Annotated in this window: 15 protein-coding genes and 4 tRNA genes; 14 read left to right on the top strand and 5 right to left on the bottom strand. The window is 61.8% G+C overall.

The window, feature by feature from the left end:
* Positions 1–84 precede the first annotated feature (84 nt).
* A complete protein-coding gene (locus Q8K09_RS08805; RefSeq protein WP_305254591.1) occupies positions 85–3561 on the bottom strand; it encodes a PAS domain-containing hybrid sensor histidine kinase/response regulator in 3477 nt (1158 codons plus the stop codon).
* 235 nt (positions 3562–3796) lie between these two features.
* Here Q8K09_RS08805 and Q8K09_RS08800 point away from each other — a divergent pair, with 235 nt between their 5' ends.
* The 10 genes from Q8K09_RS08800 (at position 3797) to Q8K09_RS08755 (ending at position 9883) form a co-directional block, all read left to right on the top strand.
* On the top strand, positions 3797–4366 hold the full coding sequence (locus Q8K09_RS08800) for a GNAT family N-acetyltransferase (RefSeq protein WP_305254590.1): 570 nt from the start codon (positions 3797–3799) through the stop codon (positions 4364–4366).
* Between the two features lie 3 nt (positions 4367–4369).
* On the top strand, positions 4370–4495 hold the full coding sequence (locus Q8K09_RS08795) for a hypothetical protein (protein WP_305254589.1): 126 nt from the start codon (positions 4370–4372) through the stop codon (positions 4493–4495).
* A gap of 114 nt (positions 4496–4609) precedes the next feature.
* Positions 4610–5320, top strand: coding sequence for an AzlC family ABC transporter permease (locus Q8K09_RS08790; RefSeq protein WP_305254588.1), 711 nt, complete (start codon positions 4610–4612; stop codon positions 5318–5320).
* Complete coding sequence (locus tag Q8K09_RS08785; protein ID WP_305254587.1) at positions 5320–5649, top strand: AzlD domain-containing protein; 330 nt, start codon at positions 5320–5322, stop codon at positions 5647–5649. Before Q8K09_RS08790 ends, Q8K09_RS08785 begins: the two co-directional genes overlap by 1 nt.
* A gap of 144 nt (positions 5650–5793) precedes the next feature.
* A complete protein-coding gene (locus Q8K09_RS08780) occupies positions 5794–7671 on the top strand; it encodes an MFS transporter (protein WP_305254586.1) in 1878 nt (625 codons plus the stop codon).
* Positions 7672–7775: 104 nt separating this feature from the next.
* On the top strand, positions 7776–9257 hold the full coding sequence (gene gltX / locus Q8K09_RS08775; RefSeq protein ID WP_305254585.1) for a glutamate--tRNA ligase: 1482 nt from the start codon (positions 7776–7778) through the stop codon (positions 9255–9257).
* A gap of 145 nt (positions 9258–9402) precedes the next feature.
* Positions 9403–9478 (top strand) — tRNA-Ala (locus Q8K09_RS08770).
* A 63-nt stretch (positions 9479–9541) separates the two neighbouring features.
* Positions 9542–9617: transfer RNA gene (locus Q8K09_RS08765), tRNA-Glu, on the top strand.
* Positions 9618–9668: 51 nt separating this feature from the next.
* Positions 9669–9744, top strand: a tRNA-Ala gene (locus Q8K09_RS08760).
* A gap of 63 nt (positions 9745–9807) precedes the next feature.
* Positions 9808–9883, top strand: a tRNA-Glu gene (locus Q8K09_RS08755).
* A 355-nt stretch (positions 9884–10238) separates the two neighbouring features.
* Here the strand turns inward: Q8K09_RS08755 and Q8K09_RS08750 are convergent.
* Complete coding sequence (locus Q8K09_RS08750) at positions 10239–11993, bottom strand: diguanylate cyclase (RefSeq protein WP_305254584.1); 1755 nt, start codon at positions 11991–11993, stop codon at positions 10239–10241.
* 447 nt (positions 11994–12440) lie between these two features.
* Between Q8K09_RS08750 and Q8K09_RS08745 the strand changes: the two genes are divergently transcribed.
* Positions 12441–12890, top strand: coding sequence for a thioesterase family protein (locus Q8K09_RS08745; protein ID WP_305254583.1), 450 nt, complete (start codon positions 12441–12443; stop codon positions 12888–12890).
* Positions 12891–12982: 92 nt separating this feature from the next.
* Here the strand turns inward: Q8K09_RS08745 and Q8K09_RS08740 are convergent, their stop codons facing one another.
* A complete protein-coding gene (locus Q8K09_RS08740; RefSeq protein ID WP_305254582.1) occupies positions 12983–13369 on the bottom strand; it encodes a hypothetical protein in 387 nt (128 codons plus the stop codon).
* 146 nt (positions 13370–13515) lie between these two features.
* On the opposite strand from Q8K09_RS08740, the gene Q8K09_RS08735 reads away from it, so the two are divergent.
* Positions 13516–14499 (top strand): tRNA-dihydrouridine synthase, encoded by a 984-nt coding sequence (locus tag Q8K09_RS08735; RefSeq protein WP_305254581.1) that lies wholly within the window; start codon positions 13516–13518, stop codon positions 14497–14499.
* Between the two features lie 176 nt (positions 14500–14675).
* Here the strand turns inward: Q8K09_RS08735 and Q8K09_RS08730 are convergent, their stop codons facing one another.
* Both Q8K09_RS08730 and Q8K09_RS08725 read right to left on the bottom strand, forming a co-directional pair.
* On the bottom strand, positions 14676–18077 hold the full coding sequence (locus tag Q8K09_RS08730; RefSeq protein WP_305254580.1) for a PAS domain S-box protein: 3402 nt from the start codon (positions 18075–18077) through the stop codon (positions 14676–14678).
* Positions 18078–18171: 94 nt separating this feature from the next.
* Positions 18172–19077, bottom strand: coding sequence for a LysR family transcriptional regulator (locus tag Q8K09_RS08725; RefSeq protein ID WP_305254579.1), 906 nt, complete (start codon positions 19075–19077; stop codon positions 18172–18174).
* A gap of 178 nt (positions 19078–19255) precedes the next feature.
* Between Q8K09_RS08725 and leuC the strand changes: the two genes are divergently transcribed.
* Together leuC and leuD are read left to right on the top strand one after the other, a co-directional pair.
* Positions 19256–20683, top strand: coding sequence for a 3-isopropylmalate dehydratase large subunit (gene leuC, locus Q8K09_RS08720; RefSeq protein ID WP_305254578.1), 1428 nt, complete (start codon positions 19256–19258; stop codon positions 20681–20683).
* Positions 20684–20694: 11 nt separating this feature from the next.
* A complete protein-coding gene (gene leuD, locus Q8K09_RS08715; protein WP_305254577.1) occupies positions 20695–21342 on the top strand; it encodes a 3-isopropylmalate dehydratase small subunit in 648 nt (215 codons plus the stop codon).
* Positions 21343–21374: the final 32 nt, after the last annotated feature.

The raw sequence follows: 21374 nt of genomic DNA, 5'->3' as shown, positions 1-21374 counted from the left end.
GAGTGCCACCCAGCCGCTCCCACGTGGCAAGCGCATTGCTGCTTATGGCAGCGGCTTGAGCCGCGAGCGATTCCTGCGGCCAGCTTAGCGCAGCGTCAGGTGGCGGCTGAGCAGGGCACGCAGGGCGGCCGGTTTGACTGGCTTGGCCAGGTAGTCGAGACCTGCGGCGTGGACTTCGGCGATCAGCTCGGGGCGGCCGTCGGCACTGATCACCACGCCAGGCACCGGTTCACCCAGGCGGGTGCGTAGCCAGGCCATTAGCTCGGTGCCGGTTTCGCCTTCGTCCAAGTGGTAGTCGACTAGGGCCAGGTGCGGGCGGACGTCCTCGCTGAGCAGGCGTTCGCATTCCTGGCGGTTACGCGCGGTCCACACCTGGCAGCCCCAGCGTGACAGCAGGCTGTGCATGCCGGTGAGGATGCTGTCTTCGTTGTCGACGCACAGTACCCGGCTGCCCGTTAGCAACTGGCCATTGACTTCGGTGCCGGCTGGCTTGGGTATGATCACTGGGGTGCGGCCCAGCGGCACCGTGACGCTGAACACGCTGCCCTTGCCCGGCCAGGAGCGTACCTCCAGTTTGTGCTCGAGCACCCGGCACAGGCCATCGGCAATCGCCAGGCCAAGGCCAAGGCCTTTTTCGGCGCGAGTCTGGTGGCTGTCCAGACGCTTGAATTCCTCGAAGATAACCTTGCGCTTGTCTTCCGGGATGCCTGGGCCGCGATCCCACACTTCCAGGCGCAGTTGCCCGCCTGAGCGGCGCACGCCAAGCAGTACCCGGCCTTTGGCATAGCGGAAGGCGTTAGTGAGAAAGTTCTGCAGCACGCGGCGCAGTAGTTTGCTGTCGCTGTCCACGCGCAGATGGCTGCCGCGCAGGCGAAAATCGATGCCGCATTCGGCGGCCAGAACCTTGAATTCGGTGCCCAGGGTATCGAACAGGCTGTTGAGGACAAAGGCATTGCGGTCCGGGGTTATGCGGCCATTCTCCAGGCGCGAGATGTCGAGCAGGTCGCTGATCAGGTCTTCCGCCGAACGCAGCGAGCTGTCCAGGTGACGCACCAGCTCCTTGGCCTCGCGCGGCAGCGCGTCCTCTTGGTGGGAGAGTGCTGCGGAGAACAGTCGCGCGGCGTTCAGCGGCTGCATCAGGTCGTGGCTGACGGCGGCGAGGAAACGGGTTTTCGATTGGTTGGCGGCCTCGGCCACGCCCTTGGCTTCGGTCAGCGCCTGATTCAGCTGCGACAGTTCATGGGTTCGCTCGATGACCCGCTGCTCCAGGCCCTCGTTGGCGTCCTTGAGCGCACGCTCGGCCTCGCGAAACTCGGTGATGTCGGTAAAGCTCATGACAAAGCCGCCCCCAGGCATCGGGTTGCCGATCAGTTCGATCACCCGGCCATTGGGGAAGGTGCGCTCGTACGTGTGCGCGGTGCCCTGGCGCATCCAGTGCAGGCGTTTGGCAATATTGTCCTCGACATCGCCTGCGCCGAGCATGCCGCGCTCGGCGTTGAAGCGGATGATCTCGGCAATCGGCCGGCCGACGTAGATCAGGCCGTCCGGGTAGTCGAAGATGTCCATGTAACGATGGTTCCAGGCCACCAGGCGTAGCGATTGATCGACCACGCTGATGCCTTGGGTGATGTTCTCGATCGCCCCTTGCAGCAGGGCGCGGTTGAACTGCAGCACCTCGCTGGCTTCGTCGACGATGCGCACTACATCTTCGACCTGCATCTCTCGGCCTTCGATGGCCGCCTTGACCACCGCGCGGGTCGATGACGCGCCGAGCACGCCAGCGAGCAGGCGTTCGGTATGGGCGATCCACTCGCTGTTGGCTGGCAGATTAGGGTTGAAGCTTTGGCCCTGGCGGTAGGCGCAGCGCATGAAGCTCTGCTGCGCGCGCTCCTCACCGACGAAGCGGCTGGCGAGTATCAGCAAGTCGTTGACCTGGACCGCCAGCAGGCTGCGACTGCTCGGCTTGGCGCCGAAATCGTGGCTGATGAAGCGCCCGGCTTGCCAGTGCTCGGAAACCCGCGTTCGGGAGAACCAGGACACCCAGGCGAACAGCAGGAAGTTGCCGGTCAGCGACAGCACCACACCGCGGGTCAGGGCGTCGACCTGGAAGCCGATAGGGGCATAGAGCAGGCTTTGCAGGCCAGGCAAGCTGTCCAGCGACCAGCCCAGGCTGCGGGCCACCAGCGGCATGATCAGGGTGTAGAACCAGATCAGTGCGCCGAAGATCATCCCGGCGAACACCCCGCGGCGGTTGGCCTGCTTCCATACCAGCGCGCCGAACATGGCCGGGGCCAGTTGGCTGATGGCGGCGAACGAAATCTGGCCAATGGTGGCCAGGCTGGCACCCTCTCCGAGCAGGCGGTAGCACACATAGGCCAGCAACAGGATCAGCACGATGCTCACTCGCCGTGCCGTGAGCATCCAGTGGCGGAAGGCCTCGAAGGGTCGCTCGGCGTTTTGCCGGCGCAGCAGCCAGGGCAGCAGCATGTCGTTGGAGATCATGGTCGACAGTGCCACCGAGGCAACGATGACCATGCCGGTGGCAGCCGAGGCGCCGCCGATAAAGGCCAATACGGCCAAGGCCGGGTGGGCTTCGGCGAGCGGCAGGCTGATCACAAATGAGTCCGGGCTCACTCCGGCCGGCAGCAGCATCTGACCGGCCAGGGCGATGGGCACGACGAACAAGGCGGCGAGTACCAGGTATGCCGGGAACACCCAGCGCGCCAGGAGCAGGTCCCGCGGCTCGATGTTCTCCACCACGGTGACGTGGAACTGCCGTGGCAGGCAGATGATGGCGATCATCGACATGCCTGTCAGCGTCATCATGGCCGGCCAGTTCACTGCTTCGGCCCAGAATTCGTCGAGTGCGGGGGTGTTGCGCGCCTGGTCGAACAGATCGCCGAAACCGTTATAGAGGCCGTAGGTGACGAACGCGCCAACGGCGAGAAAGGCCAGCAGCTTGACCAGCGACTCGAAGGCAATGGCCAGCACCATGCCGCGGTGGTGCTCGGTGACGTCCAGGTTGCGCGTGCCGAACAGGATGGTGAACAGTGCCAGAACCAGCGATACGATCAGCGCGGTGTCCTGGGCACGGGTGCCGGCGGAGTTGGCGCCGGCGCCGACTAGCAGGTTGACCCCGAGCACGATGCCCTTGAGTTGCAGGGCTATGTAGGGCAGCACGCCGACCAGGCAAATTAGCGCCACCACTATCGCCAGCGCCTGGGATTTGCCATAACGTGCGGCGATGAAGTCGGCGATCGAGGTGATGTTCTCTTCTTTGCTGATCATCACCATCTTATGCAGCACCCAGGGGGCGAACAGCATGATGATGATTGGCCCCAGGTAGATCGGCAGGAATGACCAGAGCTGCTCGGCGGCTTGGCCGACTGCGCCGAAGAAGGTCCAGCTGGTGCAGTAGACGGCTAGCGACAGGCTGTAGACCCAGGCGCGTATGCGTGGCGGCAAGGGCGTGCTGCGGCGGTCGCCATAGAAGGCGATGGCGAAGAGGATGGCCATATAGATCAAGGCGACCGCTGCGATCAGCCCACTGGACAACGACATGGAAACTCCGACAGCAAACTATATGGGACTTGCCCGGTCTTAATCAGGTGCTGATTGCAGCTCCCTCAAGGCGAGACAATACTTCAAATGAATGCCCAGCAGTGTCGCAGCAAAGTACCGTGGCGTCAGGCGCGACCAAGGTCGCAAGTCAGTTGGCTGCTACCGCTTGGTAATTGTGGTCGGGCGTGCGCCCTGTTAGCGTGGCGTGCTTGCGCCTAGTCAGAGGAGGGAGCCCATGTTCAAGCCGCAATTGATTACCCTGCAGCGTGGTGCGCTGCGTGTCGAGCCGATGCTCGATGCCGACATTCCGGCGCTGGTCGCTCTGGCCGAAGCCAATCGCCAGGAGCTGATCCATATGAATGGCCCCCAGCGCCTGGACTGGTATCGCCAGGGCCTGCTCGATCAGCGTGAAGGCAAGGCGCTGCCGTTCGTCATCCGTCTCGGCGAACAACTGGTCGGCACCACCCGTTTCGGCGACTTCATGCCGGCGCTGCCCGCCGCTGAGATCGGCTGGACCTGGCTCGATCAAACTCAGCATGGCACCGGCCTCAACGCCATGGTCAAGTACCTGATGCTGCGCCATGCCTTCGAGAGCTGGCGCATGGTGCGTGTGCAACTGAAGACCGCCGCCAGCAACCTGCGCTCGCAGCGTGCCATCGAGAAGCTCGGCGCGCAGCGTGAAGGTGTACTGCGCAATCATCGCCGCCTGGCCGACGGGCGCCTCGACGACAGCGTGCTGTACAGCATCACCGACCAGCAGTGGCCGGCGCTCAAGCAACAGCTGGAGGCGCGTTTCAGCGGTTGATCGATGGCGCAGACTGAGGTTGAACGCACACGCTTCTGGGCCTCGCGCGAGTTGCACGGGGTTGAGCTGCAGCGTCCGCAACACCGCCTGGGTTGCTTCACCGATCGAGTCGTCTGGGTTCGCGGCTAAAGCCCCGCCTACAAAACCTCTCCCGCGCCGGGAGGGGGGTTGCGACATTATCTGGCCTCTGTGCAAGACCGTCCCCAGGGCTGGGGTGTAACCTGCGCAGCCCAAGGAGGACCCATGTCTCGTCAATATGAATTCGCCCAAGGCGCTCGCGATATGCTGCCGATGCTGCTCGGCGCCGTACCCTTCGGCATCATCTTCGGTAGCCTGGCCGGTGCCGCCGGCCTCAGCGCCTGGCAGACCATTGGCATGTCACTGCTGGTGTTCGCCGGTTCGGCGCAGTTTATCGCCATCAGCCTGCTCGGCGCCGGTACCGGCCTGGCTGTGCTGTTGCTCACCACCCTGGTGGTCAACCTGCGTCACGCCCTGTACAGCGCCAGCCTGCAACCCTTCGTCCGTCACCTGCCCACGCGTTGGCGGATGCCGTTGGCGTTCTGGCTGACCGACGAGGCCTATGCGGTGGTGCTCAACCGCTACACCGAGCCGGACAGCTCGCCGCACAAACACTGGTACTTTCTCGGCGCGGCGCTGGCCATGTACCTGAACTGGCAGTTGTGCACCCTGATCGGTGTACTGTTCGGCCAGCGCGTGCCGAACCTTGCTGCCTGGGGCCTGGACTTTGCCATGCTGGCGACCTTTATTGGCATTGTCGTGCCCATGCTGCGCTCGCGGCCGCAAGTTGCGGCAGCGCTGGTGGCCGGCGCAGTGGCGCTGGCCTGTCATGCCTTGCCCTATAAGCTCGGGTTGCTGGCCGCAGCGTTCAGCGGAATAGTCGTCGGTGTGCTGCTGGAGCGGCGTAATGACTCGGTTGTCGAGGAGCTGGCCTGATGGATAACTGGCTATTGATCCTCGGCATGCTGGCGATCACCTTTTCGATTCGCTACAGCCTGTTCGCCTTTCCCGATTTGCGCTTCCCGCCGCTGGTGCGCCAGGGCCTGCATTTCGTGCCGACCGCGGTGCTCACCGCCATCGTAGTGCCGGGCATGTTGCTGCCGGATGGCCAGCACTGGGCGCTGGGCCTGGACAATGCCTACCTGTTGGCAGGACTGGTGACTATCGCCATCGCGGCCGTCACTCGCAACCTGCTGGCGACCATCGGCGGTGGGCTGCTGGTGTTCTTCCTGTTGCGCTGGGCGCTGGGCCAGTTGCCACTCTGAGACCGGCTATTTTGCCGAGGCCGTGGCAAAAATCAGCGTTCCCTGTGGCTTTGCTGGGGCGTGTTGCAGTCCAATGCTGGACCGGCGCCGCGGCGCTCGCGGTTTCCCCGGCCCTGCACGGCCCTAATGCCAGGTACATGGACGATGACCCCACACTCGCAATTCACCCTGCTCGGAACACGGCGCTTCTTGCCGTTCTTCCTCACTCAGCTGCTCGGCGCCTTCAACGACAATATCTTCAAGCAGTCGCTGATCCTCGCCATCCTCTACAAACTCAGCTCCAGTGTGGACAGCAGTCTGCTGGTCAACCTCTGCGCGCTGCTGTTCATCCTGCCGTTCTTCCTGTTTTCCGCCCTCGGCGGCCAGTTCGGCGAAAAGTTCGCCAAGGACAGCCTGATCCGCGCGATCAAGTTCGCCGAGATCCTGATCATGCTTGCCGGCGCTGCCGGGGTGCTGCTGAATAATCTGCCGCTGATGCTCGCCGTGCTGTTCTGCATGGGCACTCAGTCGGCACTGTTCGGCCCGGTCAAGTATTCGATTCTGCCGCAGCATCTGCGCGAAGAGGAATTGGTCGGCGGCAACGCTCTGGTGGAGATGGGCACCTTCCTGGCAATTCTTGCCGGCACCATCGGTGCCGGCATCATGATGGCCAGCAGCGGTTACGCCAGCCTGGTCGCCGGCACTGTGGTGACGGTGGCGCTGCTCGGCTACCTGGCCAGTCGCGCCATTCCTCGTGCCCATGCGGCGCTGCCGGAGCTGGTGCTGGACTGGAACATCTTTCGCCAATCCTGGCGCATCATGCGCCTGGGGCTGGTCGAGCAGCGGCCTGCGGTGTCGCGCTCGCTGGTCGGCAACTCCTGGTTCTGGTTTCTCGGCGCGGTTTATCTGACGCAGATTCCGGCCTATGCCAAGCAGTGGCTGTACGGTGACGAAAGCGTGGTGACCCTGATCCTCGCGGTGTTCTCGGTGGGCATTGCCCTGGGCTCGATGCTCTGCGAGCGGATGAGCGGACACAAGGTGGAGATCGGTCTGGTGCCCTTCGGCTCGATCGGCCTGACTGTGTTCGGCATGCTGCTCTGGTGGCACTCGGGCGGCTTCCCGCAGGGCGCACAGGCCCATGACTGGCTGGCGGTGCTGGGATACGGCCAGGCCTGGTGGATCCTTTCCTCGGTGCTCGGCATCGGTTTGTTCGGCGGTTTCTACATCGTGCCGCTGTACGCCCTGATCCAGTCGCGTACTGCAGAGCATGAGCGGGCGCGGGTGATTGCCGCCAACAACATCCTCAACGCGCTGTTCATGGTGCTTTCGGCGATTGTCTCGATCCTCTTTCTCAGCGTCGCCGAGCTGTCGATTCCGCAATTATTCCTGGCGATATCGCTGATGAATGTCGCGGTCAACAGCTACATCTTCAAGCTGGTCCCCGAGTTCAGCATGCGCTTTCTGATCTGGCTGCTCGGTCACTCGCTGTACCGGGTCGAGCACCGGGGGCTGGACGCCATCCCCGAGGAAGGCCCGGCGGTGCTGGTGTGCAACCATGTGTCTTTCGTCGATGCACTGCTGGTCGGCGGCGCGGTACGCCGCCCGGTGCGTTTCGTCATGTACTACAAGATCTACAATTTGCCCGTTCTCAACTTCATCTTCCGCACCGCCGGTACTGTGCCGATTGCCGGGCGCAACGAGGATCTGCTGATCTACGACGCAGCGTTCAAGAAGATCGCCGAATACCTGCGTAATGGCGAGCTGGTGTGCATTTTTCCCGAAGGCAAGTTGACCGGCGATGGCGCGATCCAGGAGTTCAAAGGCGGGATCGAGCGCATTCTTGAGGAAAATCCGGTGCCGGTGATTCCCTTGGCGCTGCAAGGCCTGTGGGGCAGTTTTTTCAGCCGCGATCCGCGAAAACGTCTGCTCAAGCGTCTGTGGTCACGCATCACGCTGGTGGCCGGGGCGCCACTCAGTGCCGAGCAGGCTGACCGGCAGCTGTTGCAGGCGCGGGTAGCCGCGTTGCGTGGCGAGGTGCGCTGAGCTGCTGTGAAATGCGCTCGCCTCCCGGTGTGCGCTGGAGACTGCGCCTGCAGGCCTGTTAATATCGCCCCCTTGTTTTACGCGTCGATTTTTTGAGAGCCGCCATGACCACCGTCCGTACCCGTATCGCGCCTTCGCCAACTGGCGATCCGCATGTAGGCACCGCCTATATCGCCTTGTTCAACCTGTGCTTCGCTCGCCAGCACGGTGGTGAATTCATTCTGCGTATCGAAGACACCGACCAAGTGCGCTCGACCCGTGAGTCGGAACAGCAGATCTACGATGCGTTGCGCTGGCTCGGTATCGAGTGGAGCGAAGGCCCGGACGTCGGCGGCCCGCATGGCCCGTATCGGCAGAGCGAGCGCGGCCATATCTACCAGAAGTACAGCGCTGAGCTGGTGGAGAAGGGCCATGCCTTCCATTGCTTCTGCAGCCCCGAGCGCCTGGACAAGGTCCGTGCCGAACAGATGGAAGCCAAGCAGACGCCGCGCTACGACGGTCACTGCATGCACCTGGCAGGCGATGAAGTGCAGCAGCGCCTGGCTGCCGGTGAGCCGAATGTCGTGCGCATGAAGGTGCCGACCGAAGGCCTCTGTGTGGTGCCGGACATGCTCCGCGGTGAGGTCGAGATCCCGTGGGACCGCATGGACATGCAGGTGCTGATGAAGACCGATGGCCTGCCGACCTACTTCCTGGCCAACGTGGTCGACGACCATCTGATGGGCATCACCCATGTGCTGCGCGGCGAAGAGTGGTTGCCGTCGGCGCCCAAGCTGATCCTGCTTTATGAATACTTCGGCTGGGAACAGCCGCAGCTGTGCTACATGCCGCTGCTGCGTAACCCGGACAAGAGCAAGCTGTCCAAGCGCAAGAACCCGACCAGCATCACGTTCTACGAGCGCATGGGTTTTCTGCCGCAGGCGATGCTCAACTACCTCGGGCGCATGGGCTGGTCGATGCCTGACGAGCGTGAGAAATTCAGCCTCGACGAGATGATCGAGCATTTCGACATCCAGCGCGTGTCGCTGGGTGGGCCGATCTTCGATCTGGAGAAGCTGTCCTGGCTCAACGGCCAGTGGATGCGTGAGCTGACGGTCGAGGAGTTCGCCGCAGGGGCGCAGAAATGGGCATTCAACTCCGATTACCTGATGCAGATCGCCCCGCATGTGCAGGGCAGGGTCGAAACCTTCAGTCAGATCGCCCCGCTGGCCAGCTTCTTCTTCGCCGGTGGGGTCAGCCCTGACGCCAAGCTGTTCGAGCACAAGAAACTGTCGCCCGATCAGGTGCGTCAGCTCATGCAGTTGATCCTGTGGAAGCTGGAGGCCTTGCGCCAGTGGGAGAAGGACAAGATCACCGGCTGTATCCAGGCCGTGGTTGAACACCTGGAGCTGAAGCTGCGTGACGCCATGCCGCTGATGTTCGCTGCCGTTACCGGCCAGGCCAGCTCGGTATCGGTACTCGATGCCATGCAGATACTCGGTCCGGACCTCACGCGTTTCCGCCTGCGCCAGGCCATCGAGCTGCTCGGTGGCATGTCGAAGAAGGAAAACAAGGAGTGGGAAAAACTGCTGGCATCTATCGCCTGATCACCTGTTCTCCCGCCCAGCCGCCTGCGTGGCTGGTCGGGATAGGTTAAGTGGTTGTTCTGTCAGCATAAAGAAAGCTGCTGTAGGCAAAAATTTTGTTGACAGTAGCCTGGCGCGCTTTTAACATGCGCCCCGTCCTTGAGATGGGGCTATAGCTCAGCTGGGAGAGCGCTTGCATGGCATGCAAGAGGTCAACGGTTCGATCCCGTTTAGCTCCACCATCTTTAAAGCCGTAAGGCTTGCCACAATCAGCTCTTGTAGCTGGTTGGTTGTAGAAGGGTTACGTCCCCTTCGTCTAGTGGCCTAGGACACCGCCCTTTCACGGCGGTAACAGGGGTTCGAGTCCCCTAGGGGACGCCAGTATTAAAAAGCAGTGCCAGTTTGGGCTGTGAGCCGAGAGGCGATAAATCTGGGGGTATAGCTCAGCTGGGAGAGCGCTTGCATGGCATGCAAGAGGTCAACGGTTCGATCCCGTTTATCTCCACCAATTTTGCAGATGTAACAACTGCCACGGGGCCAGCATAAGCTGGCCTTGTTCTTCGAAGGTTTCGTCCCCTTCGTCTAGTGGCCTAGGACACCGCCCTTTCACGGCGGTAACAGGGGTTCGAGTCCCCTAGGGGACGCCATTTTTCCCGCTATGCGGGACTTTTAAAGGGTCATTCTTTGCGGGGTGGCCCTTTTGTTTTTTCTACGTCCCCTTTCCTTTCCGATCTGCTGGCCCGCCCGGCGGTGAGAGGCTTAGCTTGCTTGAATCAATTACGGACATAGTATTTGGTCTGTAATATTCATGAAGCGAGTATGGCCGACAAAAAAGACCAAGCCCGAACGCACATTCTTTGCGCGGCAAGTGCCGTCTTGGTGCGCGCGGACCTGCGGGGGTGAGGCGCTGCCTGCCTGTGTCGCCTTGATTGGCGCGGGCTCGGGCGCTTGGTCCTGGTGAGTTGTCTGTGTGCCGCAGGCAGTGGCCAGCAAGAAGCGTCGTCAAGCGAGCTGGCCGCTCTCCACCCGATTACGCCCTGCCGCCTTGGCACGATAAAGAGCCTGGTCGGCTTGTTGTAGCAGCTGTTCGCTGTCCGCGCTGTCGGGTAGCCCGGCGCACACTCCGATGCTGATGGTCAGGCTAATGGTCTGGCCTTGATAGGTGCAGGGATGAAGGGCCAGGTCATTGCGCAGTTGTGCCGCCAGGTCATAGGCGCCGGCCGGATCGGTATCGCTCAGTACGGCGACGAACTCCTCACCGCCGAAGCGGGCGAGCAGGTCGCTACTGCGCAAACGTTGCTGAAGGCGTTGGGCGGCATGCTGCAGGCAGGCATCGCCAGCCAGATGGCCATAGTGGTCGTTGACCTGTTTGAAGTGATCGAGGTCCATCATCAGAATGGCCATGGGGCGCTGGCTGCGCATAGCCTGAGCCTGGATTCGCTGCAGTTCTTCGGTGAGCGTCTGATGGTTGAACAGGCCGGTAAGACCGTCACGGCGATTAAGCTCGGAGAGTTGCTGGTGGGCGACGGAAAGCTCGCTCAGGGCCTGCTCCAGGGCTGCGGTGCGCTCTGTGACGCGCAGCTCCAGGCCGTCATTGATTTGTTTCTGCAGCTCCGTTCGCCTGGCTTGCTCCACGCGCAACTGGTGTTCTTTAGCGAACAGGCGCGCCTGGGCCAGTTGCTGGGCGCTCTGCGCCTGGCGGATGCGCACGGCCAGGGCGATGGAGAATACTGTCAGTTCGATCAGGCCACCTATTTGTTGCGCATGCAGGGTCAGCAGTGAGTTGGCGATCAGGCCGGTACCGCTGAGAATGCTGAACAGGCTGGCGGCGATCAGTACGAACCAGCCGATGGCGAACAGGCGGGCAGGTTTATAGCCCTCGCGCCAGCGCAGCAGGGTGAACAGGCAGGCGAGTGCCGCGCAGGCGACGACCAGGACAAAGCTGCCGAACAAGGCTGCCTGGTAAGGGCCGAACACGCACAGGCCGATGACCAGCCAGGTGCAGCCCAGCAGTACGTTTACGACCTGGGTGTAACGGGGCGATGCATGCTTGAGGTCGAGCACCCCATAGGTGAACAGGATGCCGAACAGGGTGGTTACTGCCGAGCTGAGCGGAAAGCTCAATTGATGCCAGCCGAGTGAGTTTGGCCAAAGCCATTGCAGGGCGAAGCCGAGCTGGATGAACTGGTAGCAGCCGAAGCTGGCAACGAACAGGCTGTACCAGAAGTAGTTGCGGTCGCGGGTGATGACGAAGATCGACAGGTTGTAGATGAGCATTGCTGCCAGCGCGCCGAAGAACAGTCCCTGCAAGAGCAGCATGCGTTGCTCATGGTGGTTGAAGGTTGCGCTGGTCATCAGGCTGGCGCTGAGGTTGGCCGAGCCTTCGGTCTGCATGCGCAGAATCAGTTTACGGCTTTCCCCGGCAGCCAGGTGTAGCGGTAGCAGCAATTGCCGGTGTTCGATCCAGCGTGCCGCGAATGGGCGCTGATCGCCAGAACGGTAGACGCGCTCGCCATCCAGGCCATAGGCATCCAGGTAGTCCAGCAGTGGGTTGCCGATCAATAGCACCCAGTCCATGCTCTTGGCTTGTGGATTATGCAGTTGCAGGCGCAGCCAATAGGCGCTGCTGGTATAGCCGAAGCTGGCATCGCGGCGGCCAACCGGTTGCCAGGCCGAGTCGGGCAGGCGGCGTACATCGTCTATCGTTGCCTGTTGCTGCGTATCCTCCCAGACCTGCATAAAGGGTCCTGGCAGCATGGTCCGCTCCGTCGCAGGCAGAGATAACAATGCATCTGCCTGGCTCAGGCCAGGCAGCAGCACGCACAGCAGTAACACACGTAAGACGGCAAGCAAGTGCAGGCTCTCGGGCAAGTGGCGAAGATACGTCCGTGCGGATGGCTATTCACACGGCGACAAGACGCTAGCCTAGTGGCTTTGCGCTATTAACCAAAGGGCTTTAAGTCTGCAGCGCAGCTGCGGCTTTTGCTGCATGCCGTGCTGTTGGTCATGGGCAACGTTGCGGCACAGCCTGTGCAGCATGGAGTTGCCGCTCCTTTCGCGCCTAGAATAGTGCGCCGGTGAATGCCGGCAGCACCTCATTTGAAGATTCAGGAGCAAGCCCATGAACTCGACTGTGACGAACAATCAAGCGCCAGCGCCTGCTGTACCTAAGGCTGCGATGAGCCGCAAGCTGGAGACGTTACGATGAGCTGGGATCTGGCTAATCCGTTTGTGGTCGATATCCAGGTGGTGGCCGACGACATCGACGGTCTTGGGCATGCCAATAATGCGGTCTATGTCAGTTGGCTGGAGCGCTGCGCCTGGCGCCACTCGCAATACCTGGGGCTCGACCTGGCCGAATACCGTCGGCTTGATCGTGCGATGGCAGTGCTGCGCCACGAGATCGATTACCTGGCCAGCGCTTATGAAGACCAGGAACTGCAGATGGCCACCTGGATCGTCGAGTCCGATCAACGCCTGAAGATGGATCGGCGCTTTCAGTTGGTCCGTCCCGCAGACGGCCTGACTTTATTGCGGGCCAAGACCACCTTCGTCTGTATCGAGTTGTCCAGCGGCAAGCCCAAGCGCATGCCGGTCGAATTCGTCGAAGGCTACGGCTGCGCTCTGCAGTTGCCCTTTCCTCTGGAGCTTTGACGTGGAGGCTGTGAGAAACCCTCGCCGGCTGCGAACGCCTGGATACGGTCTCGCTACGGCGCTCGATTTTTTCACAACATCTGACGCGTTTATTACAGCTGTGGCGCCAGGAACAAGGCATCGTTGTCGAGCATTACCTGGTAACGGCGGGTTTCCCCGGCGTCGAGCAAAATCGACTGGCTGCTGGCCAAACCGGCCGCATCGCAGTTGTCTGCGCGTGTCAGGCGGGCTCTGAGGTTGAACGTGCCGGCGGGCACCTCCAGGCTTGCCGACTTGCCAACCTGCAGTTGCGCCACCTGTTTCTCTTCTACCAATAACTCGACAGCGCAAGCCTTCGGTACCTTGCGGTCGCGGCTGATAACCAGTTGGGCCATGGCCTCTGGGGCGGACTGCAGCTCGGATTCGCCTGGTTTTTGTTCGTCTGCCTGGCTCAGGCCGAGGGACAAGTAGAGGCTGGCGAGCAGTATGAGCATGCGCATATTGGTTCTCCTTTACGGTGTAGTGTTCCGATGGTGGACTCCGTGCCAGAGGCAGCGTTCCATTTAGTTGGTCTGCTCGTTGGCGGGCATTTCACTGCGGGCAATCGGCCGCGTACACTACGCGGCGCTTTTTCGAGAATGTTGCTATGCAAATCGCCCTTGCACCGATGGAAGGATTGGTCGATGAGATCCTTCGCGATGTGCTGACCCGGGTCGGCGGCATCGACTGGTGCGTGACCGAATTTATCCGGGTCACCGAGCGGGTGCTGCCCGTTTCGACCTATCAGAAGCTGGCCCCGGAACTGTTCAGCGCTGCGCAAACGGCGGCCGGTACGCCATTGCGCGTGCAGTTTCTCGGCTCCGATCCACAGTGTCTGGCGGATAACGCCGCCTTTGCCTGTGGCCTGGGTGCACCGGTGATCGATCTCAACTTCGGCTGCCCGGCGAAAACCGTGAACAAGTCCCGTGGCGGCGCGGTGTTGTTGAAAGAGCCGGAGTTGCTCCATGCCATTGTCCGCGAGGTGCGTCGCACGGTGCCGGCGCAGATTGCGGTAACCGCCAAGATGCGCCTGGGTTTCGATCACAAGGACTATGCCCTGGCGTGCGCCGAGGCGTTGGTCGAAGGTGGAGCGTCGCAGCTAGTGGTCCACGCGCGAACCAAGGTCGAGGGCTACAAGCCGCCAGCCCATTGGGAATGGGTGGCGCGGGTGCAGGAGGCGGTCAAGGTGCCGGTGTTCGCCAATGGCGAGGTGTGGACGCTGGACGACTGGCGGCGTTGCCGCGAAATCAGCGGGGTCGAGGACATCATGCTCGGCCGCGGCCTGGTGGCGCGGCCTGACTTGGCCCGGCAGATTGCCGCGACTCGGGCCGGGCAGGCCGTGGTTGAAATGACCTGGGCCGAGTTGCAACCCTTGCTCGCCAACTTCTGGTTGCAGGCTCGGCGCAAGATGTCCCCGCGCTATGCCCCGGGACGCTTGAAGCAATGGCTGGCGATGCTGACGCGCAGCTATCCCGAGGCGTTCGCGTTGTTCAATGTGCTGCGCCAGGAGAACGATTGCCTGCGTATCGATGCGTTGCTCGGCGTCGATGTGCCGCCTGGCCCGCCCCAGGAGCAGCTGGCCAGCGCTTGAACGTAGGGGTTTTGTGTTTGCAGGATGGGTTAGCCGCTGAGCCGATATTGGCTCAGGGCTGCGGTTTATGCGCGGCGTAACCCATCGTTGCGGTGTGGCATCGGGTGCTGTGTCGGGTTACGCGGCGTTCGAATGACGTGGCGACCGGTAACTCGACCTACGTGCCCGGTTGCGTTTCATGCCCTGCGCGGGCGCTGCGGGGTGTGCATCAACAGGGCGCGAAACTCGCCCAGTGGCAGCGGCTTGCTGAACAGGTAACCCTGGTAGAGGTGGCAGCCTTGTTGTTGCAGAAAATCCAGCTGCTCCTGCTGTTCAACCCCTTCGGCAATGATCTCCAGACCAAGGCTGCGCGCCATGGCGACGATGGCGCGGATGATTTCCGCATCGTTGGCATCACTGGGGGCGTCGCGGACAAACGATTGGTCGATCTTCAGCAGATCCACCGGCAGGCGTTTGAGGTAGGTCAGCGAGGAATAGCCCGTACCGAAATCGTCCATGGCAAAGCTGACACCGAGCTTTTTCAGGCGATTCATCTTGGCAATGGTGTCTTCGATGTTCTGGATCACGATGCCTTCAGTGATTTCCAGCTTGAGCATGGAGGCGGGCAGGGCGCTACTGCACAGACTGCTTTCCACGCGCTCGACAAAGTCGTTGTGGCGGAACTGGCGTGGGCTGATGTTGACGCAAAGACTGAAGTTTTGCGCATCGACGAGGCCTTCTTCGAGCAACTGAGCGCAGGCATGGCAGGATTCGGCTAGCACCCAGCCGCCGACCTCAAGGATCAATCCGCTCTCTTCCAGAACGTTGATAAACACGGCTGGCGACTGTGCGCCCAGGGTTGGATGGAGCCAGCGCAACAGCACTTCGGCACCGATGATCTGGCCGCTACGGGCATCCGCCTGGGCTTGAAAGTACAATTCGAACTCACCGCGTGCCAGGGCCAGACGCAGATCGTTTTCCAGGCGTAAGCGCTCGCTGGCAGCTTCCTGCATGGTCCGGTGGAATAGCTGTACGGTATTGCGCCCGGAATCCTTGGCCCGATACAGGGCGATGTCAGCGCGTTTCAGCAGGTCGGCAGGAGTGGCGCCGTGGTCGGGGATCAGGGCGATGCCGATGCTCGGCGTGACCTGCAGGCGATGACCGTCGATGAGCATGGGTTCGGTCAGCAGCATGCGCAGTTTTTCGGCAACCATGCTGGCTTGGCGAGTCACGGCCGTGCGTGAGCCTTCGAGACCTGAGAGCAGTACGACAAACTCGTCACCGCCAAGACGGGCAACCGTGTCTTCTTCGCGGATGCTGGCTTCCAGGCGAGCAGTGACCAGTTTTAGCACGCTGTCGCCGACTGGATGGCCGAGTGAGTCATTGATGTGTTTGAAGTGGTCGAGGTCGAGGAACAGCAGCGCGCCGCGCAGGTCGTGGCGCTTGAGTAGGGCGATCTGCTGGGTCAGGCGATCCATCAGCAGGGCACGGTTGGGCAGGTTGGTCAGCGAGTCGTGATAGGCCAGATGCTCAATCTGCGCCTGGGCGTCCTTCAGCAGGCTGACGTCGCGGGCGGTCAGCAGCAGGCAGTCGAGGCCGTTGAGGTCGATCGGCTCGACCGAAACTTCCACTGTTCTGATGCTGCCATCGCGGTGCTTGCCGAGCATCTCCTTGTGCGTCACACGGCCGTCGCGCTGGAGAGTTTCGAGCATTTCCTGGCGCTGCCTGAGGTCGGCCCAGACGTTCAATTCCAGGGCGGTGTGGCCAATGACTTCCTCGGCGTGATAGCCGGTGAGGCGGTAGAAGCCTTCATTGACCTCGATGTAGCGGGCCGTATTGCGCTCGGTGATGGTGATGGCGTCGGGGCTGGAGTGAAAGGCCTTGGCGAATTTTTCCTGACTGGCCTGCAGTGCGACCTCGGCTTGCAGGCGCTCGCCGACATCACGCAATGTGGTGAGGATGCACAGCTGACGATCGACCCGGATGAAGCGGCTGGACACCACGCAGGTCAGTTCAGCACCACTCTTGGTGCGGTAACGAGCCTGCTCGTTATCCAGACTCTGTTGCGCGGTAAGCTTGCCGTAGATCCGCTCGCGTTCGTCGTTCTCGACCCAGAAACTGAGCTCCGCGCTGCTGCGGCCGACAATCTCCTGCGGCGTCCAGCCGAAGACCGCGCTGAAGCTGTCGTTGATTTCAACGAATACCCCGTCGCGTATTCGTGAGACGCAAATGGGGTCGGGGCTGGCCTGAAACAGGGTGGCGAACTTCTCCTCCGAGGCGGCCAGGCGCTGTTCGCGCTGCACCCGCTCGCTGATGTCGATGAGGATGCCGGCCATGCGTAAGGGCTTGCCTTGTTCGTCGCGGTAGAGCTTGGCGGTGCTCTCTAGGTAGTGCACTTCGTTGTTGCTGTAGATCGCCCGGTAAGTGACTTGAAAGTCCCGCTCGGCACCTTGCGCCAGACCGTTGTAGGTCCGGCGCATGGCTCGCCGGTCACCCAGCGGCACATGGCTGAAGAACCCGCGGAAATCGCCATGGAAGGGTTCTTGACTCAAGCCATGCAGGGTTGAGGCGCGGGTCGAGGCGAACAGCATGTTGCTCGGGATGTGCCAGTCCCAGGTGCCCAGGTCGGCAGATTCCAAGGCCAGGTTAAGGCGCTCCTGGCTGTTCTTCAGGGCTTGCTCCTGGGCGCGCTGCTGAGTGATTTCGCGCACCGTCAGGACCAGGCAGGTGCGCCCATCCAGCTCGATTTCACCGCCGAACAACAGGTTGTTACTGACGCTGCCATCGCGACTATATAGACGCACCTCCAGCTCGTTCAGGCTGTTTTGCCGCACGGCATCGAGCATCCGCTGACGGTCATTGGGATCAGCCCAAATACCCAGCTCCAGTGAGGTGAGCCCCAGGGTTTCGCTACTTTTCCAGCCGAATTGCCGCTCGAAAGCCGGGTTGACCTCAACAAAGCGCCCGGTTGCTTTGTCGGTGATCACCACGGCGTCCGGGGTATGCAGGAACGCCTGGGCGAATTTCTCCTCGCTGCTGCGCAGTGCGGCTTCGACACACTTGCGTTCGCTGGTGTCGAGGAAAGTGCAGAGTAGAACGGCTTGCCCGTCCAGTTCGATGTGTTGGCTGGATATCACGCCGTCGAGGATGCGGCCGTCGCGGGCACGCATCTGTACTTCCTGGGTGACCGGTTGGCGGCTATTGGGCGCTGTGCGGCGCAGATAGTCGCGCTGCTGGTCATGCACCCAGAGCTTCAGGTCGAGGGTCGAACGGCCGATGACTTCGTCGCTCGACCAGCCGAAGGTGCTGGCGAAGTGTTGGTTGGCCTCAATGATCACGCTGTCGGCTAAACGCACCAGGAGCGTAGCGTCCGGGCTGAGATGGAACAGGCTGGAGAAGCGCTGCTCGGAATTGAGTCGTGCCTGGGCGTTACCTGCCCCGATGATCTGGCCGCGTTCGATGTCCCAATGCCATGCGCCCGGCTGCACATCATTGCGCGCAGCATGCAGGCGCGGGACATCTGTCCGAGTGTTCTCCGCTAGGGCTGGGCTCAGGCCCGGGACGTGCGGCGGCGGCAGGCTATCACTGGAGCTGGCCATGAGCGGCCCTTTCGCTATGCGATGAGATGGTGGGGTCCTCGAAGTGACTACGGTGCGGGGTCATGGCGAGAGCGCTCTCTTATACTTATAAAGCTCACGTTAGCCTTTGCGCAGGCGCCAGCGCAAGGTCGTCGCGCTGCGCATCGAGTAACTGCATGAAGGCCCGTGCGGCATTCGACAGGGTACGCTCGGTGTGCGAGATATAGCCGAGTTGTCGTGATAGCTGGATGCCGGGTAGCGGGAGGCGGGCGACCTGCTCATCGAGCATGGTGCGTGGCAGTACGCTCCAGGCCAGGCCGATCGACACCATCATCTTGATGGTTTCCAGGTAGTTGGTGCTCATGGCGATGTTCGGCGTCAGCCCCTGCGCTTCGAACAGGCGTCGCACGATATGGTGGGTAAAGGTGTTGCCGCCCGGAAACACTGCCGGGTGATGCGCCACATCGGCCAGGCTGATCGCCTTGCTGCGTGCCAGCGGATGCTCGGGCGCGGCGACGAAATCCAGTGGGTCGTCCCACACCGCTACCGCATGCACTGGCTCGCGGGTTTCCGGGGCCAGGGTGATTACCGCCAGCTCGGCGCGGCCATGCAGGACTTCTTCATAGGCCACTTCGGAGTCGAGAAACTGGATGTCCAGCGCCACCTGCGGGTGCGTGCGGGTGAAGGCGCGCAGCAGGGGTGGCAAGCGGTGCAGGCCTATATGATGGCTGGTGGCCAATGTCAGCCGGCCGCTGACCTCGCCGCTGAGGTTGTTCAGGGCGCGGCGGGTGTCGTCCAGTACATTGAGAATCTGGTAGGCGCGCGGCAGCAGGGCGCGGCCGGCCTCGGTCAGGCTCACCTCGCGACCCAGGCGGTCGAACAGGCGCACATTCAGTTGCTGTTCCAGGTTGGCGATACGCTTGCTCACCGCCGGTTGGGTCAGGTGCAGGCGTTCGGCGGCATCAGAGAAGCTGCCCAGTTCGGCGATGGCAATAAAGGCATTGAGCGTGGCGAGATCCATGGCAATAGCTCCCAGCGGTAAGCCATAACGAGAGGCTTGTAGCGTACCGCTATTCCTGAATGGAATCCTTTGGATAAAAAATATGAATTTGAGTAATTCAATCCAAGCTCATAGGATCACCCTATAAATAAAGGGCTATTGGTCCTTGAATAGAAACACGCTGATGAGGAAACCGCTGATGGCCGGCAAAACGCTCTATGACAAGCTCTGGGAAATGCATGAGGTGAAGCGCCGTGACGATGGTTCGTCGCTGATCTACATCGACCGCCATATCCTCCACGAAGTGACCTCGCCGCAGGCCTTCGAAGGGCTACGTCAGGCAGGGCGCAAGCCGTGGCGCATCGATGCCAACATCGCCACCCCGGATCACAATGTGCCGACCACCAAGGCCGAGCGTCAGGGCGGCCTGGAGTCGATCACCGATGAGGTGTCGCGGATTCAGGTGCAGACCCTCGACGAGAACTGCGACGCCTTCGGTATTCTCGAATTCAAGATGAACGATGTGCGCCAGGGCATCGTCCATGTGGTCGGCCCGGAGCAGGGCGCGACCCTGCCGGGCATGACCGTGGTCTGCGGCGACTCGCATACCTCGACCCATGGTGCGTTCGGCGCGTTGGCCCACGGCATCGGCACTTCCGAGGTCGAGCATGTGCTGGCCACCCAGTGCCTGGTGGCCAAGAAGATGAAGAACATGCAGGTTCGCGTGGAGGGCCAGTTGCCCTTCGGCGTGACCGCCAAGGACATCGTCCTCGCAGTGATCGGCAAGATCGGCACCGCTGGCGGCAATGGCCATGCCCTGGAATTCGCCGGCAGCGCGATTCGCGAGCTGTCGCTGGAAGGGCGCATGACTATCTGCAACATGTCGATCGAGGCGGGCGCCCGGGTCGGTCTGGTGGCCGTGGATCAGAAGACCGTCGATTACGTCGAAGGTCGCCCGTTCGCCCCCAAGGGTGCAGATTGGGCCAAGGCGGTCGCTCAGTGGCAAGACCTGGTGTCCGACGCCGACGCGCATTTCGATAAAATCGTCGAGTTGCGTGCCGAAGACATCAAGCCGCAAGTCAGTTGGGGCACGTCGCCGGAGATGGTGCTGGCAGTTGATCAGCGGGTGCCGGACCCAGCGGTCGAGAGCGATCCAGTAAAAAAGGATTCGATCACTCGCGCCCTGAAATACATGGGGCTCAAGGCCAATCAGGCGATCACCGACATTCAGCTCGACCGGGTATTCATCGGCTCCTGCACCAACTCGCGGATCGAAGACCTGCGCGCTGCTGCTGCCGTGGCCAAGGGCCGCAAGGTCGCATCGACCATCAAGCAGGCCATGGTGGTGCCAGGCTCCGGCCTGGTCAAAGCCCAGGCGGAAAAAGAGGGACTGGATCAGATCTTTATTGCCGCTGGCTTTGAATGGCGCGAACCGGGCTGCTCCATGTGCCTGGCGATGAACCCGGACAAGCTCGGCAGTGGCGAGCATTGCGCCTCCACCTCCAACCGCAATTTCGAAGGTCGTCAGGGCGCCGGCGGCCGTACTCACCTGGTCAGCCCGGCCATGGCAGCGGCGGCGGCGGTGACCGGCCACTTTATCGACGTGCGTGAATTGACCCAGGCCTGAGGAGTCCGAATATGCGAGCTTTTACTCAACACACCGGCCTGGTTGCGCCACTTGACCGCGCCAATGTCGACACCGACCAGATCATCCCCAAGCAGTTCTTGAAATCGATCAAACGCAGCGGCTTCGGCCCCAATCTGTTCGATGAGTGGCGTTACCTGGATGTCGGCCAGCCCAATCAGGACAGCTCCAAGCGTCCACTGAACCAGGATTTCGTGCTGAATTTCCCGCGTTACCAGGGTGCCAGCGTGCTGCTGGCGCGGGAGAACTTCGGTTGCGGTTCGAGTCGTGAACATGCGCCTTGGGCGCTGGAGGAATACGGTTTCCGCGCGATCATCGCACCGAGCTTTGCCGATATTTTCTACAACAACAGTTTCAAGAACGGCCTGCTGCCGATCGTTCTCGACGAGCACGATGTCGATGAATTGTTTCAGCAGAGCGAAGCCTGCGAAGGCTATCAGCTGACTGTCGACCTGGGCGCGCAGACGGTGACCCGGCCTGACGGCAAGCAATACGCCTTCGAGGTGGATGCCTTCCGCAAGCATTGCCTGTTCAACGGCCTAGACGACATCGGCCTGACTCTGCAGGATGCCGAGGCGATCAAGGCCTTCGAAGTCGATTACCAGCAGAAGAGCCCCTGGCTGTTCGGCGCAATCAAGTAGGGTGCGCGGGGCCGCCTAGGCTGTGCGCACCA

The organism is Pseudomonas sp., from assembly GCF_030683065.1.
Taxonomy (GTDB): Bacteria; Pseudomonadota; Gammaproteobacteria; order Pseudomonadales; family Pseudomonadaceae; genus Aquipseudomonas.
Note: the sequence above shows the minus strand (reverse complement) of the source record. Positions and strands in the feature narration are given on the sequence as shown.

Bases quoted from the DNA above. Each gene is read 5' to 3' on its own strand.
- Q8K09_RS08805 (WP_305254591.1), bottom strand. From the start codon at position 3,561: ATGTCGTTGTCCAGTGGGCTGATCGCAGCGGTCGCCTTGATCTATATG.
- Q8K09_RS08800 (WP_305254590.1), top strand. From the start codon at position 3,797: ATGTTCAAGCCGCAATTGATTACCCTGCAGCGTGGTGCGCTGCGTGTC.
- Q8K09_RS08795 (WP_305254589.1), top strand. From the start codon at position 4,370: ATGGCGCAGACTGAGGTTGAACGCACACGCTTCTGGGCCTCGCGCGAG.
- Q8K09_RS08790 (WP_305254588.1), top strand. From the start codon at position 4,610: ATGTCTCGTCAATATGAATTCGCCCAAGGCGCTCGCGATATGCTGCCG.
- Q8K09_RS08785 (WP_305254587.1), top strand. From the start codon at position 5,320: ATGGATAACTGGCTATTGATCCTCGGCATGCTGGCGATCACCTTTTCG.
- Q8K09_RS08780 (WP_305254586.1), top strand. From the start codon at position 5,794: ATGACCCCACACTCGCAATTCACCCTGCTCGGAACACGGCGCTTCTTG.
- gltX (WP_305254585.1), top strand. From the start codon at position 7,776: ATGACCACCGTCCGTACCCGTATCGCGCCTTCGCCAACTGGCGATCCG.
- Q8K09_RS08750 (WP_305254584.1), bottom strand. From the start codon at position 11,993: ATGCTGCCAGGACCCTTTATGCAGGTCTGGGAGGATACGCAGCAACAG.
- Q8K09_RS08745 (WP_305254583.1), top strand. From the start codon at position 12,441: ATGAGCTGGGATCTGGCTAATCCGTTTGTGGTCGATATCCAGGTGGTG.
- Q8K09_RS08740 (WP_305254582.1), bottom strand. From the start codon at position 13,369: ATGCGCATGCTCATACTGCTCGCCAGCCTCTACTTGTCCCTCGGCCTG.
- Q8K09_RS08735 (WP_305254581.1), top strand. From the start codon at position 13,516: ATGCAAATCGCCCTTGCACCGATGGAAGGATTGGTCGATGAGATCCTT.
- Q8K09_RS08730 (WP_305254580.1), bottom strand. From the start codon at position 18,077: ATGGCCAGCTCCAGTGATAGCCTGCCGCCGCCGCACGTCCCGGGCCTG.
- Q8K09_RS08725 (WP_305254579.1), bottom strand. From the start codon at position 19,077: ATGGATCTCGCCACGCTCAATGCCTTTATTGCCATCGCCGAACTGGGC.
- leuC (WP_305254578.1), top strand. From the start codon at position 19,256: ATGGCCGGCAAAACGCTCTATGACAAGCTCTGGGAAATGCATGAGGTG.
- leuD (WP_305254577.1), top strand. From the start codon at position 20,695: ATGCGAGCTTTTACTCAACACACCGGCCTGGTTGCGCCACTTGACCGC.